13 protein-coding genes are annotated in these 16,372 nt (G+C 44.9%); 2 read left to right on the forward strand and 11 right to left on the reverse strand.

From position 1 onward, the window contains the following. Window positions 1–4 precede the first annotated feature (4 nt). A complete protein-coding gene (locus tag GJB61_RS16185) occupies window positions 5–2,005 on the forward strand; it encodes a methyl-accepting chemotaxis protein (RefSeq protein WP_154119729.1) in 2,001 nt (666 codons plus the stop codon). A 106-nt stretch (window positions 2,006–2,111) separates the two neighbouring features. Here the strand turns inward: GJB61_RS16185 and GJB61_RS16190 are convergent, their stop codons facing one another. After that, window positions 2,112–3,815: a proline--tRNA ligase gene (locus GJB61_RS16190; protein WP_154120001.1), complete on the reverse strand. Its 1,704-nt coding sequence runs from the start codon at window positions 3,813–3,815 to the stop codon at window positions 2,112–2,114. 669 nt (window positions 3,816–4,484) lie between these two features. Here GJB61_RS16190 and GJB61_RS16195 point away from each other — a divergent pair. Further along, window positions 4,485–6,593 (forward strand): methyl-accepting chemotaxis protein, encoded by a 2,109-nt coding sequence (locus GJB61_RS16195; RefSeq protein WP_154119731.1) that lies wholly within the window; start codon window positions 4,485–4,487, stop codon window positions 6,591–6,593. 69 nt (window positions 6,594–6,662) lie between these two features. On the opposite strand, the gene GJB61_RS16200 is transcribed toward GJB61_RS16195, so the two are convergent. The 10 genes from GJB61_RS16200 to pdhA form a co-directional block, all read right to left on the reverse strand. Beyond that, entirely contained in the window at window positions 6,663–8,150 is a 1,488-nt protein-coding gene (locus GJB61_RS16200) for a glutamate synthase subunit beta (RefSeq protein ID WP_154119733.1), read from the reverse strand. Between the two features lie 200 nt (window positions 8,151–8,350). Beyond that, complete coding sequence (locus tag GJB61_RS16205; protein WP_154119735.1) at window positions 8,351–8,866, reverse strand: dihydrofolate reductase; 516 nt, start codon at window positions 8,864–8,866, stop codon at window positions 8,351–8,353. Between the two features lie 62 nt (window positions 8,867–8,928). Further along, window positions 8,929–9,723: a thymidylate synthase gene (thyA, locus tag GJB61_RS16210; RefSeq protein WP_154119737.1), complete on the reverse strand. Its 795-nt coding sequence runs from the start codon at window positions 9,721–9,723 to the stop codon at window positions 8,929–8,931. 197 nt (window positions 9,724–9,920) lie between these two features. Then, window positions 9,921–10,154, reverse strand: a complete 234-nt coding sequence (locus tag GJB61_RS16215; RefSeq protein ID WP_154119739.1) for a hypothetical protein — start codon at window positions 10,152–10,154, stop codon at window positions 9,921–9,923. A 13-nt stretch (window positions 10,155–10,167) separates the two neighbouring features. Beyond that, window positions 10,168–10,581: a DUF4259 domain-containing protein gene (locus GJB61_RS16220; protein WP_195724355.1), complete on the reverse strand. Its 414-nt coding sequence runs from the start codon at window positions 10,579–10,581 to the stop codon at window positions 10,168–10,170. A 147-nt stretch (window positions 10,582–10,728) separates the two neighbouring features. Next, window positions 10,729–11,220, reverse strand: coding sequence for a DUF6933 domain-containing protein (locus GJB61_RS16225; protein WP_338115878.1), 492 nt, complete (start codon window positions 11,218–11,220; stop codon window positions 10,729–10,731). A 268-nt stretch (window positions 11,221–11,488) separates the two neighbouring features. After that, complete coding sequence (gene lpdA / locus GJB61_RS16230) at window positions 11,489–12,901, reverse strand: dihydrolipoyl dehydrogenase (protein ID WP_154119743.1); 1,413 nt, start codon at window positions 12,899–12,901, stop codon at window positions 11,489–11,491. 3 nt (window positions 12,902–12,904) lie between these two features. Next, window positions 12,905–14,233, reverse strand: coding sequence for a dihydrolipoamide acetyltransferase family protein (locus GJB61_RS16235; RefSeq protein WP_154119745.1), 1,329 nt, complete (start codon window positions 14,231–14,233; stop codon window positions 12,905–12,907). A 52-nt stretch (window positions 14,234–14,285) separates the two neighbouring features. After that, a complete protein-coding gene (locus tag GJB61_RS16240; RefSeq protein ID WP_154119747.1) occupies window positions 14,286–15,263 on the reverse strand; it encodes an alpha-ketoacid dehydrogenase subunit beta in 978 nt (325 codons plus the stop codon). A 15-nt stretch (window positions 15,264–15,278) separates the two neighbouring features. After that, window positions 15,279–16,346 (reverse strand): pyruvate dehydrogenase (acetyl-transferring) E1 component subunit alpha, encoded by a 1,068-nt coding sequence (pdhA, locus tag GJB61_RS16245; protein ID WP_154119749.1) that lies wholly within the window; start codon window positions 16,344–16,346, stop codon window positions 15,279–15,281. Between the last annotated feature and the right edge of the window lie 26 nt (window positions 16,347–16,372).

The following is a 16,372-nucleotide window of genomic DNA, read 5'->3' on the forward strand; positions in this document are numbered from 1 at the left end:
CAACATGAATAACAAATTCAAACGCCTTACTCAAGCTCTAGCATCTCAATCACTGCAGAAAAAAATGATGATCATCTTCTCCATCATGCTCATCATTCCAGTCGTCCTAGTGAGCTATTTTTCCTATTCCAGCTCCAAAAAGCAATTGGAACTTAAAATGCAGGAGTCTACCCGTTCAAGTGTCGAATTGCTACGCATAACCATTGATCAGACAGTTTCTGCGGCAGCTCGTAATGTACAACAGCTTACCCAGCAAATAACATCAGGAGACATAGACGCCAAAAATCCTGCGACTAGGCACCTTATTGACTTATTCATGAAAGAGCATCCAGAGCTTGAAGTTATTACCTTAGGAAATGAGAATGGAGCATGGATGAAGTCACCCGATCCAGGTAAACAAGACTATGATCCACGTAAAAGAGATTGGTATATATCCTCCCTCAGCAATACTAAAGAAGGCACAGTAATTGATCCCTATATAGCAACCACCACTGGAAATTACAACTTGTATATTTCCGAGAGATTTTCAGATAATAACGGTGCGATGAATACCAGCTTAAATCTCAGCAAATTAGCAGTAACGATCAATAATATCAAATTAGGTAAAGACGGATATATATTTATAGTAGACCGAAACCACGATTACGTTTCTCACCCTAATAAAAAAGCTGGTGTTGATGTACCTGGAAGTGTGATTTCCGCACTTGGCACTAGCACAAATGGTCCTGTTTCCTATACTGATCCTGATACAGGCAAAAGTATGCGTGGGTATTATACCACCGATGCTATTAGCGGATTTACTATTGTGGGAATCCTCTCTGTACAGGAATTCTCAGATGCCTCTGCTCCAATTTTGGTTAATGGATTAGTTGTACTAGGTATTTCACTTGTATTGGCCCTGATTCTGATGTTCTTCTACATCCGTGGCATTACCAGACCCATTATTAGCTTGAATCGTTCCGCTCGCCGCGTCACTGAGGGCTTCCTGAATGAACACATACAAATTAACCGCACCGATGAAATCGGACAGCTAGCTGAGAACTATAATCTCATGGTGAATTCACTCCGTGAAATCGTTGTAGATATCTCAAACACCTCCAGTATGCTCGCATCCTCAAGCCAGGAGTTATCTTCTATAACCGAAGAAAACTCAAACGCAGTTGTTTACGTTACTGAGCTCGTTCAAGATTCTTCAAATGGAGCCGAAACCCAAACGGCGGCCATGGTCGAAACATCACGGGCTATGGAGGAAATGTCCACAGGAATCCAAAAAATTGCCGAAGCTGCTGCTATGATCGTAGAGTCTTCAGGTGCGACCGAGCTGGATGTGAAGTCCGGAAGCCGCAAGGTAGAGCTTGTCAGTCAACAAATGGAGGCTATTCAAAAATCCACCCTTCACTCATCAGAGCTGATTGGACAATTAAATGCATTGAACTCCAAAGTTTCTCAAATGAGCACATCTATTTCTAATATAGCTGTACAGACTAACCTATTATCCCTAAATGCAGGGATTGAGGCCGCACGTGCAGGTGAGCATGGTAAAGGATTTGCAGTTGTAGCAAGCGAAGTCCGGAAGCTGGCCGATCAGTCAAAGAAGACTGTCGGCAATATCCAAGATACTATCGAGGAGATGACAGCGCTAATTAATCAGAGCTATGACGCTATCCATAACGGGGTTTCTGCAGATGTGATACTCGGTATCAAAGTGACCGACGAAGCCAAAGAAGCGTTCATTAGAATTGAGCATTCGACTACCAAAATCAATGGTCAGATCCATGACATCTCTGCCGTTACAGAACAAATGTCAGCTGGCGCTGAAGAGATCGCTGCTTCGGTAATAGAAATATCTAGTATCTCACAAGCCACATCCGAATCCTTCCAAAGTGTAACTGCGGCAACCGAACAGCAATTAGCCTCTATGGAAGAGATCTCCACATCTTCTACAGAGCTATCTCAGTTGGCAGGAGACCTACAGCATAAGATTGAACACTTTATTCTGGAATAATGGATTTCACTAAAAAACTGACTTCTATTCAACCCATAAAAAGAAGCTTCATCAACAGCAAAGTAACTGTTGATAAAGCTTCTTTTTATGCTGAATGAATCGACTACTACATAATATATCCCTCAATTCGCGAAATAGCTTCTGAAAGTTCGAGATTCTCCTTATTGTTGGTCCTCCGTTCAATATATTCAACCCGGCCTTCTCCAGCGTCCTTGCCTACAATGACAGATAATGGGATACCAATCAGGCTAGAGTCTTTAAATTTAACCCCTGCTCGTTCATCTCTATCATCAAGCAGCGTCTCAATCCCCAATTCATTAAGCTGATGATACAGAGCTTCCGCGAGTTCTACTTGAACAAGGTCCTTAGTGGACATAAGCAAAATGTGCACCTGATAAGGTGCCAGTGCCACCGGCCAGATGATGCCATGATCATCATGGTTCTGTTCGACAACTGCCGCCAGCAGGCGTGAGATGCCGATACCATAACAACCCATAATCATTGGCTGGCTTTTACCTGAGGTATCCAAATAAGTTGCTCCGAGCTTCTCACTATATTTTGTACCTAGTTTAAATACATGCCCGATTTCAATGCCAAGATGGAATTCAAGACGGCCTTCTCCACAGTGTAGACAGGCTTCACCCTTTGTTACATTCCGAAAATCACCTATATGCGAAAGCTCAAAATCCCGACCAGGCACAACATTGCGGATATGATAATCTTTCTGTCCGGCTCCGGCTATGCCGTGTGGCAAAGCCGCAACTGCAGCATCTACCAGTACCGTTAGTGCCAGTCCGACAGGACCAACAAATCCACTCTCTACCCCTGACATCTGTTTCACTGACTCATAATCGGCTAAGCTAATATCGGCAACCCCAAGATATTTTCCCACCTTAAGCTCATTTACCTCATGATCCCCTCTAACCAGAACAGCAAAGATTTTCTCGCCACCCTGATAAATTAACGTTTTGATCACTTGCTCTGGTTGAATCTGTAACTCCTGCTTCAGTTGATCAATGGTACGCAGGCCTGGAGTATGAAATTTAGTGATTGGCAACAGCTCAAGGTTAGGCTCCTGTGTACTATAGGCCAATGCCTCCGCCTGCTCCAAATTAGCCGCATAGTCACATGAGGTACAGGCAACAATCGTATCCTCTCCAATATCGGCTAGAGCCATAAATTCATGGCTTCCCCCTTCCCCCCCTATGGCCCCGGAGTCCGCATACACGGACCGAAACTGCAAATCGCAACGGCTGAATATCCGCCGATAGGCATTGAACATTGTCCAATAAGATTCATCAAGACCTTCCCAGGACGTATCGAATGAATAGGCATCCTTCATCAAAAATTCTCTGCCCCGCAGCAGTCCTGAACGTGGACGCCGCTCGTCGCGGAACTTGGTTTGAATTTGGTACAGAGTAACTGGCAACTTTCGATACGAGGTTATCTCATCCCGCACTAAAGAAGTTACTACTTCTTCATGGGTAGGCCCTAGTATAAATTCCCGATCATGCCGGTCTTGAAAGCTCATCAGCTCCTTGCCATATACCTCATAGCGACCCGACTCTTTCCACAGCTCAGCAGGCTGCATTGTGGGCATGAGAATCTCCTGCGCCCCTGCCCTGTCCATTTCCTCCCGTACAAGGCTTTCGATCTTCCGTAGAACACGCCGACCGAGCGGCAGGTATGTATAAACTCCAGCAGCCAGCTGACGGATATACCCTGCTCGCAGCAGCAACTGGTGATTTATCGTCTCTGCCTCCGCAGGAGCCTCACGCAGTGTGTTTAACAACAGTTTACTTTGGCGCATCATTAGCGACCTCCCCTATGTTCATAACCTTCAACGAATCCATACCCATTACTCAAAACACAAAAAGACACATTCGTCAGGGACGAATGTGTCGTGATACCACCCTAGTTCAACCACCAATATAATTATTGGCAGTCCTCAATCGAATAACGGCCGATACCGGTAGCGGTTATACTCTCTTGCGCTACAGCTTCCAAGGCAGGGTACCCTTCACTCGCTCCTGAGGGACCTTTCAGCCGGTGAGCCCCTTCTCTGTCCTAGCGATTCTTGAACGGTAAATCCTTAGTCAATGCTTTTTGAATATAAATAATGTATTTAATCTATATGATTCTGTTGATTACGTCAAGGCATGATTAGATCGTGATAATTATCAAATCTATATAAAATGTATTCATTTTTATAGATTTAAAGCTAATGATGTATATAATTTTTCCATATTTCTATTTTACTATTGTGAATATAGAAAGAAAAGAAATGAATTGCCAACTAGGGGGAACCTTTAAATGAACCATCTAAAAAAAACTACTGCCTACCACGTATCCTTTCGAATACCACAGAAACCACTGTTGATTATCTCATCAATGATGCCCATCCCGTTTGGCCTACTTGCTGGGTGCTTCTCTATAACAAGTGAAAACTCACTACATACCCTATCGGAGGTAGATCTTAATGAAAAAGCTAACTAATCTTTCCTTATCCGCTAAACTAGTGTCCATAGTCGTTCTGTTGCTTATTGTTACGTTCACTTCTATCATCTTGTTTAATTTAAAGCAACTACGGTCAGTTAGTATCGAGAATAGTGGGCTGCAATCCTGGTCAGCTGGTGATGAATATTCCGAAAGTCTCCAGAACAAACTAGTCAATTTAAGAGGCACCTTGCAAACACTCTCAACTACACTTCAGGAAGTCCAAGCACAACATTCACTAACTCGAGATGAAGTCGTTGGTTTACTACAGAGTACATTAAAGGTAAACACTAACCTCTCTGGACTATATATGGCTTGGGAACCTAACGCATTTGACGGAAACGATAAGGCTTTGGCAAAAAGTAATGCCTACACGGATGCCACAGGAAGATTCATTGCATCAGTTAACATCGATAAAGACCAGTTCACCATCACAGCACTTGGTGATCTAAGTACGCCAGGGTTAGCAGATTACTATCTAAAACCTAAAGAAACCAAAAAGTTCAATGTCATTAAACCGACCAACTACGGAACTGCAGATGCGCCATCTCTATTCTCCTCAGTCACATTTCCAATCCTGGACAAGGACGGGAATTTCCTAGGGATTATAGGCACCGGGCTCCCATTAGCTGATTTGCAGACACAGGCAGAAGCCTTTAAGATGGAAGCCGGTTATGTAACACTAATTGCTCAAGATGGAAGCTACGCTGCTAACGCCGCTAATCCAGATTTGTTAGCGAAACCTTATGTTGACACTCCTGAAAAAACTGCACTTTGGGCTGATCTTCAAGTAGGGAACCCAGTCAGCGCTTATACTCAGGAACCAGATGGTGAACGTGTAATGCGCTCCATCAGACCATTCGACTTAGAAGCAAACGGAGAACATTGGTATGTAGAAACTGTCATTCCTGAAAGTTTTATCAATCAAACATACAATGATAGCCGCTTGATCTCATTGCTGATCACCCTTGGAGCGTTACTACTGCTAAGTGCATTAATCACACTAGTAATCCGCTTGTGGGTAGTGCGGCCACTTGCAAAATTCGGTGAGAAGATGAAGCTGATGGCTGATGGCGACTTAACACAGACCATACAGGTCAAAGGAAGAGATGAGTTCAGCCAATTAGCAGGCCATTTCAATGAAATGACCACCAAATTGAAATCCATGTTCCATTCCATAAATGAATTGGCACTGACCGTTGGGGCAACTTCCCAGCAGCTTACCTCCAGTTCGGAGCAGACGGGCAAAGCCTCTGAGTCGATTGCTGAAGCCATTCAAGATGTTGCACAGGGTGCAGAAACGCAATATCGACACTCCGGTGAAACTGTTAAGGAAATCATGGAGATGACATTAGGCATAAAACGGATTGCTGAATCATCGCTGACCGCTTCAGCTTCAGCAAATGTCGCTTCGAGTCAGACAAGAACAGGGAGTGTAAAGGTTCAGCAAGCTATTACTCAAATGGGCTCGATGAAGCAAGCCGCTGACCATTCTGAACAAGCGCTTCGCATACTTGGAACCAAGTCGGAAGAAATCGGTGGAATCGTTGGCTTAATTACAACCATCAGTCAACAAACAAACCTGTTGGCCCTCAATGCAGCCATTGAGGCAGCGCGGGTTGGAGAACACGGCAGAGGTTTCGGTGTGGTTGCAGACGAGGTACGGAAGTTGGCAGATCAGACGAAACAAGCAGCCACTCAAATAGCCGAGCTCATTAGTGAAATTAAGGATGGAACGGGCAATGCCATCCGCAATATGAGCGTCGGTACCGAAGAAATGAACAAAGGTGTGAATATCGTTGTAGAAAGTGGACAGCTATTTCAGTCCATAATGGTTGAAATTGAACGTGTTAATGATCAAATTCAAGAAGTATCCTCAGCTTCAGAGCAGATGTCAGCTAGCTCTCAGCAGGTCTCTACATCCGTTGAACAACTAACCGTAATCGCTAGTGATGCGATGGAGAACTCGAGTAGTGTCGCCGCAGCAGCAGAAGAACAGTTGGCCACCATGGAAGAGATTTCTTCCTCTTCGGAATCACTTTCTCATATGGTTCAAGAGCTGCTTGATAAACTATCCAAGTTCAAGATCTAAAAAACAAAAAATCCGTTTCACCAGCAGCAGCTGTTGAGACGGATTTTTTGGTTATATTTATAGCTACACCTAAATGAGTACAGTCGAACCCATCAGGAATTTGTCCACTTCACGAGCAGCTTCGCGTCCTTCATTGATTGCCCACACTACAAGGCTTTGTCCACGCCGCATATCACCAGCTGCAAATACCTTGTCTACGTTAGTGTTGAATTTGCCATAGCGCGCCTTCACATTCGTACGACGATTTGTATCCAGCTTTAACTCTTGAATAATTTCCTGTTCCGGTCCGTCGAAGCCAATTGCGATCAGCGCCAACTGGGCTGGGTACACAGCTTCAGTTCCAGGGACGGGCTGATAGATCTTACGGCCTGTCTCATCCACGATACGACGGATTTGCACAGTATGCAGCTCCTTCAAATTGCCCTCATCATCACCGACAAACTTGGTAGTCATGATAGAGAATTCACGCGGGTCGTCGCCAAAAAGAGCTTTGGCTTCTTGTTGTGCATAATCAAGCGTGTATACATTAGGGAATTGCGGCCAAGGATTAGCAATAGGATCACGCTCAAGGGGGGCTTTATCATGTGTCCCGAACTGTGTGATGCTGCTGCAACCATGACGAAGCGCCGTAGCCACACAGTCAGAACCCGTATCTCCGCCACCAAGAACGATAACATCCTTGCCTGCTGCATTTATATAGTTTCCATCTTCAAGGTTCGAATTCAGATAGCTCTTGATCGTATCGGTCAAGTAGTCCATAGCATACGTTACACCTTTAAGTTCACTACCCTCTACATTGAAGCGGCGCGCCTTCGTTGCTCCACCACACAGAACGACAGCATCGAATTGATCTACCAGCTGTTGAGCCGGTATGTCTTTGCCGATTTCCGTGTTCACTACAAAGTTAACACCTTCTGCAGCCAGCAGATCCACACGCCGCTGCACAACTCTCTTGTCCAGCTTCATAGTTGGAATGCCGTAAGTCAATAAACCGCCGAGACGGTCGCTGCGTTCATATACAGTCACAGTATGTCCAGCCTTGTTCAATTGCGCTGCAGCTGCCAATCCTGCAGGACCTGAACCCACAATCGCAATAGTCTTGCCAGTACGTTTCTCAGGCGGTGCAGGTACGACCCAACCTTCTTCGAAACCTTTATCTATGATAGCCAATTCAATCGTCTTGATTGTAACTGGCTGACCGATCAGTCCCACTGTACATGAGCCTTCACAAGGTGCTGGGCAGATACTGCCCGTGAATTCGGGAAAATTATTCGTCTTATGCAGACGCTCCAGCGCTTCCTTCCACAATCCGCGATAAACCAGATTGTTCCATTCCGGGATCAGATTGTGCACCGGGCAGCCAGAGGTGCCCCCTTCCATATCGATACCGGTATGGCAATAAGGAGTTCCGCAATCCATACAACGCGCACCCTGTGTTTGAAGCTCTTCTTCGGATAAGTGATGGTGGAACTCTTCCCAATCCTTAACGCGCTGCTCAGGATCCCGATCACCTGGGAGCTGTCGTTTATACTCCATAAATCCAGTAGGTGTAGACATATTTACGTATCCCCCATCCGTTCTCTTCATGTGATGTATAGTACATTGTAACATAATGCGGCAGGATCATGTCGTGAACAGCGCAATTAAGTACCTGTACATTCTATACTTTTAAATGCATTATCATTTCTAATTTTAATTATATTAGCATTCATCACTTTTGCACAGTAATGGATTAATCTACTGATTTTTTGTACTATTTAACATGTTGTGTCAGAAGTTCTCTTTTCCGTACGATTATACACGAGAAAACGGTAATCATACGGGTTTTTATCGTCGCGAATCCCCATCTTATTGGAAATCTCCTGCCATTGACTCCAGTCAATATTAGGAAATAGCGTATCTCCAGCAAAATCCTGCTCGATCTGAGTCACGATCAGCTTATCTGCATAAGGCAGCATCATCCTGTAGATCTCCGCGCCACCGATAACCATCAGTTCATCAGCTTTCTGCCCCTCACTGAGAGCCTCCTGCAGCGTGTGTATAACCTCCGCACCCTCAGGAGCAAAGCTCGTATCCCGCGTCATAACCAGGCTCGTCCTGCCCTTAAGGGGCTTCCCACCGAGAGAGTCCCAGGTTTTGCGACCCATCAGCATTCTTTTACCTAATGTCTCCGCTTTAAAGAAGGCAAAATCCCGAGGCAAATGCCAAGGCATATCATTATCTTTACCAATCACACCATTAGAGCCCATCGCCCAAATCAAGCTTATACTCATCTCATTGCCCACTCTCTCCGAAATTTATCCATACACATTTCACAAGAGATAATCCTGTCTTACTATATCGCTACTGGCGCTTTGATCGCCGGATGATAGACGTAATCTGTAAATGCAAAATCATCGAAGTTGTAGTCAAAAATAGAATCAGGCTTTCGGCTTATAACCAGCTTTGGCAGTTCATAAGGCTCTCTCGTTAATTGAGTTGCCACCTGCTCGAGATGATTGGTATAAATGTGCACATCTCCACCCGACCAGATGAATTCACCTACCTCAAGTCCGGTTTGCTGCGCGACCATATGGGTCAGTAGGGCATAACTGGCAATGTTGAAAGGCAACCCCAAAAAGGAGTCCACGGAGCGCATTGTCAGCATACAGGAAAGTTTGCCGTCTGCTACATAGAACTGAAATACAAAATGGCAAGGCGGTAGCTTCATCTGGTCAATCTCGCCAACATTCCAGGCACTGACGATATGACGCCGCGAATCCGGATTGTTCTTGATGGCTTCGATCACATTCGTAATTTGGTCGATATGGCGACCGTCGGCACTCTCCCAAGCTCGCCACTGTGATCCGTATACCGGTCCCAGTTCACCGTTCTCGTCAGCCCATTCATCCCAGATGGATACACCATTTGCCTTTAAATAAGCAGTATTCGTCTCACCCTTCAGGAACCACAGTAGCTCATGCACAACTGATTTCAGATGAATACGTTTAGTAGTCATTAGTGGAAAACCCTCAGCCAGATCAAACCGAAGCTGGCGACCAAAGACAGAGTAAGTACCAGTTCCTGTCCGGTCACTTTTTGCACTGCCATGATCCAATATATCCTGAAGTAACTCTAAATATTTACGCAACGGGCAACGCTCCTCTATCCTATTTTCTTTTATCAGTTTACCATGACCTTGCAGTCTGTGTAACCTTACACTCAGCATATCCGCAAAAAATCAGCAGCATGCATTTGTGCTGCATACTGCTGATTCATAAGTTGGCTAATGTACTCAATTATACTTAGGCTGACCCAACCATACTTCGGTAGCGTATTTTACCGTTATCAGACCGTTATTTTCCAGAAGAGCAAATCGTTCTTTATGCTTATCGCGGAAAGATTCGAACCATTCCTCATTCTCTTCAGGCGATTCCATACCAGAATTATTCGCTCCCCAATATCAGCAACAACTCCTTGACTGACATCGGTTGCATCAATAATGTATTTACAGGCACTTGACGAGTACGGCAAGCGATATTTGGCATAGCTTAGAACTTTTTCTCGTGACATAGAAGACATTACTAGGCCTCCTTTAAATGGTCGACAGGCGACCTTCCAGTTCTCTAACCACTTTTAGCCACTCAGCAAATTCATCCGAATCTTCCCATAATTCCTTTAACTCAGAGTCTGTTTTAATTCTTTTAACCGCTATTTTGGCGGCTTCGATTAGACCCTCACCTTGACCTGCATACAATTTAATCCATCCATCCAAACCTTCCACATATATGTTTTTATTCCTGATTTCCACGCCCGGTTTACCCTGTAAAGCTGCGACAATCTCGATTGCACCTAGACCATTTGATGATAAATCCGCTTCTATATAATCTGCTTTAATCACATTATCAAGCGTTGCTTCAATAAAATCTAAGCCCTTCGTTTCCAATAATTCCGCTTTCCAATCCAATACATCATCGTTCTCAAAAATCCCATAACCCCATGATCCCATAACAGCACACTCCATTTCATTAATTTATTATTGATGTTATGTGGTTTGGCTTAATTCCATCTTCTGTTCTGTACGCCGCTATTCCATATTGTTAATATAATCTATGTATTGCAGATTATCTATAAAAGATGCTTAGCCTATACAGCATCATTGGTACTTTCTCGCAATTTCCGCCTTAAATACTTCTATAGGATGTTGATAATCATTTGCTTTATAGATAAAGCGATTATTCCATTGATTTTGTTCCAAAGTATCAGAGAAATCACTATAATCTCCACATATTATAAAAGTAATTTCAACCATTGTTCCTATTACGCTTCGATTATTGGTAGTCGAATAAACAAGCTTCTCCGCTTCTTCTAGATAGGAATCTATCCATTGTGCTTTAATACCTTCACTTAATAAATAGAGCCTTAATTCTTGCCTAAAGATATCATGAAGGTGCTTATACTGCACCTTTTTAATTCCAAATATAGAGAGACTGACTCGCGAGAGATCATTCATAAAAACTATATTCTTCTTGCGTTTATGCAGAAAGATATTCGCATGCCAACTATTAAAAGGTGCCGAGATATCCACCTTTGTCGGTTCAACATTTAGTTCTTTAAGCAGCTTCTGTGTAGCACGAATTATAAACACAATATCACCCCTTCCTTAGAAATGTAATTTGCGTTTAAGGATCATTTATTGCTGCTTTACAGTATATCAATCACAATATTAGGAATCAACTCTCAGTAAGTCACTTAAGAAGAAACGGAATCGCCGTCCTTTAAATAGACGGTATCCGTTTCTTCGAGAAATATAAGGATAAATTGTCGTGTGCAACCTATAAACTCTTATATTTAAAAAAAGGCTGCCCCTAGCCACTACTGGCATCGGGACAACCTCATAAAGTTTACTAAAGCATTTATTTCATCACATGAATTGGATGGCCTTCTACCAGCTCAGCTGCTTCCATGACAATTTCGCCAAGGGTTGGATGGGCATGGATAGTCAAAGCGATATCTTCAAGCGTTGCGCCCATTTCAATCGCCAGACCCAGCTCAGCAATCAGATTGGAAGCTTCAATACCGACGATTTGCGCGCCGAGAACCAGATTGTTCTCTTCGTTAGCTACAAGTCTGATAAAGCCATCAGGAGCGTTTAAAGAAACTGCGCGGCCGTTACCAGCGAACGGGAACTTGCCACTCTTCACTTTAAAGCCTTTGTCCTTCGCTTCTTTCTCAGTCAGGCCTACGCTAGAGCATTCAGGATCGGTGAACACGACAGCCGGGATAACTTTGTAGTCAACCACAGATTTGTGTCCAGAGATCGCTTCTGCAGCGATTTTACCTTCGTAAGAAGCTTTGTGAGCCAATGCCAGACCAGGAACAATATCCCCGATAGCATAGATATGTGGAATGCTAGTGCGACCCTGATGGTCAACCTTAATCAATCCACGTTCGTCAAGTTCCAGACCGATCAAATCCAGACCCAGCTCGCCATCTGTATTCGGACGACGGCCGACAGTAACAAGCAGGTATTCCGCAGTAACTTCTTTGGCTTCGCCGCCAACGGAGTATTTCACGGTTACTTCCTTGTCATTCTGTACAGCACTTTCAGCTTTGGCATTAGTGACGATTTCGATGCCAGTCTTAGCCATGTTCTTGGCAACCAGACGAGTCATATCCTTATCGAAGCCTGGCAGAACAGTATCCAGACCTTCAATAATTGTTACTTTAGTGCCGAATTTGGAGTACATTTGGCCAAGTTCAGCGCCGATATATCCGCCGCCGATAACGATCATGCTCTTCGGAATTTCCGGAAGTTCAAGCGCTTCGGTCGAGGAAAGAATACGGCCCCCGAATGGAAAAGGCTTAAGCTCGATCGGGCGTGATCCGGTCGCAATGATACAGTTCTTGAAACGGTAACGTGGGGATTCATGTTCATTGAATACACGTGCTTCCGTGTCGCTGATGAACATGCACTCACCGTTGAACACTTCTATTTTGTTGCCTTTTAAGAGGCTGGACACACCGCTGGTCATTCTTTTGACAACGCTGTTCTTAAATTCTTGAGTCTTGGCGAAATCCACCTTAACGTTCTCAGCAGTAACACCGAACACTACACCATGTTGAGCAGATTCGTATTGATGTGCTGCAGCAATCAGCGCTTTGGAAGGAATACAACCACGGTTTAAGCACACGCCGCCGACTTCCGATTTATCCACGATTATAACTTTCTGACCGAGCTGTGCGGCACGAATAGCTGCCACATACCCACCAGGACCTGCACCAATAATCAAAGTATCAATATCGAGTGAAGCATCTCCAACTACCATATGTTACACCTCCATAACTAGCATATCAGGATTAGCAAGCAGCATTTTGATGTAGTTCATGAAGTTCTGTGCTGTTGCGCCATCAATAATACGGTGATCAAAGCTCAGGGACAAGGCCATTACAGGAGCCGCTACGATTTCGCCATTCTTCACAACTGGTTTCTCCGTGATGCGGCCGGTTCCGAGGATAGCCACTTCCGGGAAATTAATGATTGGGGTGAAGAACATACCGCCGGCAGAGCCGATGTTGCTGATCGAGATCGTACTGCCTTTCATTTCATGCGAAGCAAGCTTGCCATCGCGTCCACGCAAAGCCAGGTCGCTGATGCTGCTGGCGATCATCCAGATGCTCTTACGGTCAGCATCCTTGATAACTGGAACAATCAAGCCGTTATCTGTATCGGTAGCGATACCGATATTGTAATATTTCTTATAGACAATTTCATTGGATTCTTCATCAATCATGGCATTAAGCGCAGGGAATTGACGGGAAGCTGCCACGAGTGCTTTGACGATAAACGGAAGGTAGGTTACCTTGACGCCTTTTTTCTCAGCAACTGGTTTCATACGGGTACGGAAAGCAACCAGTTCAGTTACGTCTACTTCATCCATGATGGTAACATGTGGTGCTGTGTAAGCCGATTTAACCATAGCATTAGCGATAGCTTTGCGAATGCCCTTGAACGGTACACGTTCTTCTTCAAGACTCACATTGCCAGCGGCTGGTGCAGATACTGCTGCTTTTGTTTCTGTTTTAGGAGCTGCTGCTTCAGTTGCTGTAACTGCTGCAGCAGGTGCTGAACCACCGCTCAAGAAGGCTTCAACATCTTCGTGAGTGATTTTGCCATTTTTGCCGCTGCCATTCACTTTCGAAATGTCTACACTTTGATCGCGGGCAAATTTACGGACACTTGGCGTTGCCAGAACATCACGGTCAGGCGCCGGTACGGCTGAAACTGCTGCTCCGCCTTCTTTAGCGTCTGCAGGACTCGTTGCTGCTGGGGAAGAAGTGGTATCTGCGCTTCCTTTTGCGGCATCCGCTTCTTGGGAACCGTGGTCTCCAGCCGGAGCTTCCTGTTCAGGAACATCGCCCTCAGCATCAATAATAGCCACTACGTCACCAACACGGCAAACCTGTCCATCCTTAGTCAATACTTCTAGCACCGTGCCGTTTACCGGACAAGGTACTTCTACTACTGCTTTATCATTCTGAACTTCCATAACAATATCATCGTCAGTTACTTTATCTCCGGCCTTGATGTGCATTTTGATGATTTCGCCTTCATGCAGGCCTTCACCTAGTTCAGGGAACCGGTACTCAAATTTTGCCAACTCGAAAACCTCCCAAAAATTTTGTAAGCATTCACTTCATGTTAATAGTTTATTAAAATTCCATAACTTTCTTCACGCCTGCAATAATACGTGCAGGGTTAGGGAGCCAGGTATCTTCGATTTGCGCGAACGGATACACGGTATCAGGACCTGCAATACGAAGGACTGGAGCTTCCAGATGGAGTATGCCTTTTTCATTAATTTGTGCGATAACTTCAGCAGCTACGCCTGCACTCTTCTGTGCTTCCTGTACAACAATGACACGATTGGTTTTCTTTACAGAAGTCATGATCGTATCGATATCGATAGGACTAACCGTGCGCAGATCAATGATCTCAACACTGATGCCCTCTTTTTCAAGCTGCTCGGCCGCTTTGGTAGATGTATGTACCATCAGGCCGTAGGTAACAATGGTGACGTCAGTGCCTTCACGAACAATGTTCGCTTTACCAAGCTCAATGGTATATTCGCCTTCCGGCACTTCAGCGCGGAATGCATGGTACAAGTTCAAATGCTCCATGAAGAATACAGGATCATTGTCACGGATAGCCGCGATCAACAGTCCTTTTGCATCATAAGGATTGGACGGAATGACTACTTTGATACCTGGACTTTGAGCAATCAAACCTTCCAGGGAATCGGTGTGTAGTTCAGCAGCCTTAACCCCACCGCCAAAAGGTGTGCGGAAAACGATTGGTGCGTTATATTTACCGCCTGAACGCCAGCGCAAGCGCGCGGCCTGGATGACGATCTGATCAAGAGCTTCAAAAATGAAACCTACGAACTGAATCTCGGCGATCGGACGGAAACCCTGTATACCAAGACCCACGGCCAAACCGCCGATTGCGGATTCTGCCAGCGGTGTATCAAATACACGATCTTCGCCAAATTCCTTCTGCAGCCCTTCCGTTACACGGAATACGCCACCTACATTACCTACATCCTCTCCGAAGATAAGAACGTTAGGGTCACGATTCAGTTCAACGCGCATTGCGTCGCGGATCGCTTCTTTCATATTCATTTGTGCCATTGCCTGTTATCCCCCTTATTCAAAATCGGCTTTTTGCTCTTCCAGATACTGTGGAGTTGTTTCGTACATCGTATCAATCAGACCGGAAATGGTCATTTTCGGTGTTTGCTCTGCTTTTTTAATCTGCTCATTTACAGTTGCTTTTGCTTCTTCTCTCACACGTGCTGTATCTTCATCAGTCCAAAGGCCTTTCTTCTCCAAGTACTTGGCAAGACGGGCGATTGGGTCCTTCTCGTTCCATTGTCCTTCTTCTTCTTTAGAACGATATTTACTGGCATCGTCAGAAAGGGAATGTGGGCGGAAACGGTAAGTCACAGCTTCAATCAGTGTTGCGCCTTCGCCATTACGAGCGCGTACTGCAGCGTCTTGTACTGCACTGATAACTGCAAAGATGTCCATACCATCAACTTTGACACCGGGAATACCCGCTGCAATAGCTTTGTGAGCGATCGATTTGGCAGCCGTTTGTTTAGCAAACGGTGTCGTAATCGCATAACCATTATTTTGAACAAAGAAGATAACTGGCAGTTTGAAGCGTCCTGCAAAGTTCATACCTTCATAGAAATCACCTTCGGAGGAACCGCCATCACCTGTATAGGCAATTGCAACACTCTTCTGTTTCTTCAGTTTGAAGCCCATTGCGATCCCTGTAGCGTGCAAAATCTGCGCACCAATGATAATCTGAGGCATCAGCACATTTACACCTTCAGGAATTTCTCCACCATGCTGGTGGCCGCGAGAATACAAGAAAGCTTGGTATAATGGAAGTCCGTGCCAGACGAGCTGCGGAATGTCGCGGTAACCCGGGCAGACGAAATCTTCTTTCTCCAAAGCGAATTCACTACCCACCATCGTTGCTTCCTGACCGGATACCGGTGCATAGAAACCCAGACGGCCTTGACGACCCAGATTAACTGCGCGATCATCCCAAGTACGGGTAAACACCATTCTGAACATAATTTCTTTCAATTGATCGTCAGTAAGTGTAGGCATTTTATCTTTATTGATAATTTCACCTTCCGGAGAAAGCACCGAAAGAGCCTCCACATCCTCTGTATACACTTCATAAGGAACTTTGCTCATTATCTTCACCTCAATAAAAATATTTG

The organism is Paenibacillus monticola, assembly GCF_009664975.1.
Lineage (GTDB): Bacteria > Bacillota > Bacilli > Paenibacillales > Paenibacillaceae > Paenibacillus_AQ > Paenibacillus_AQ monticola.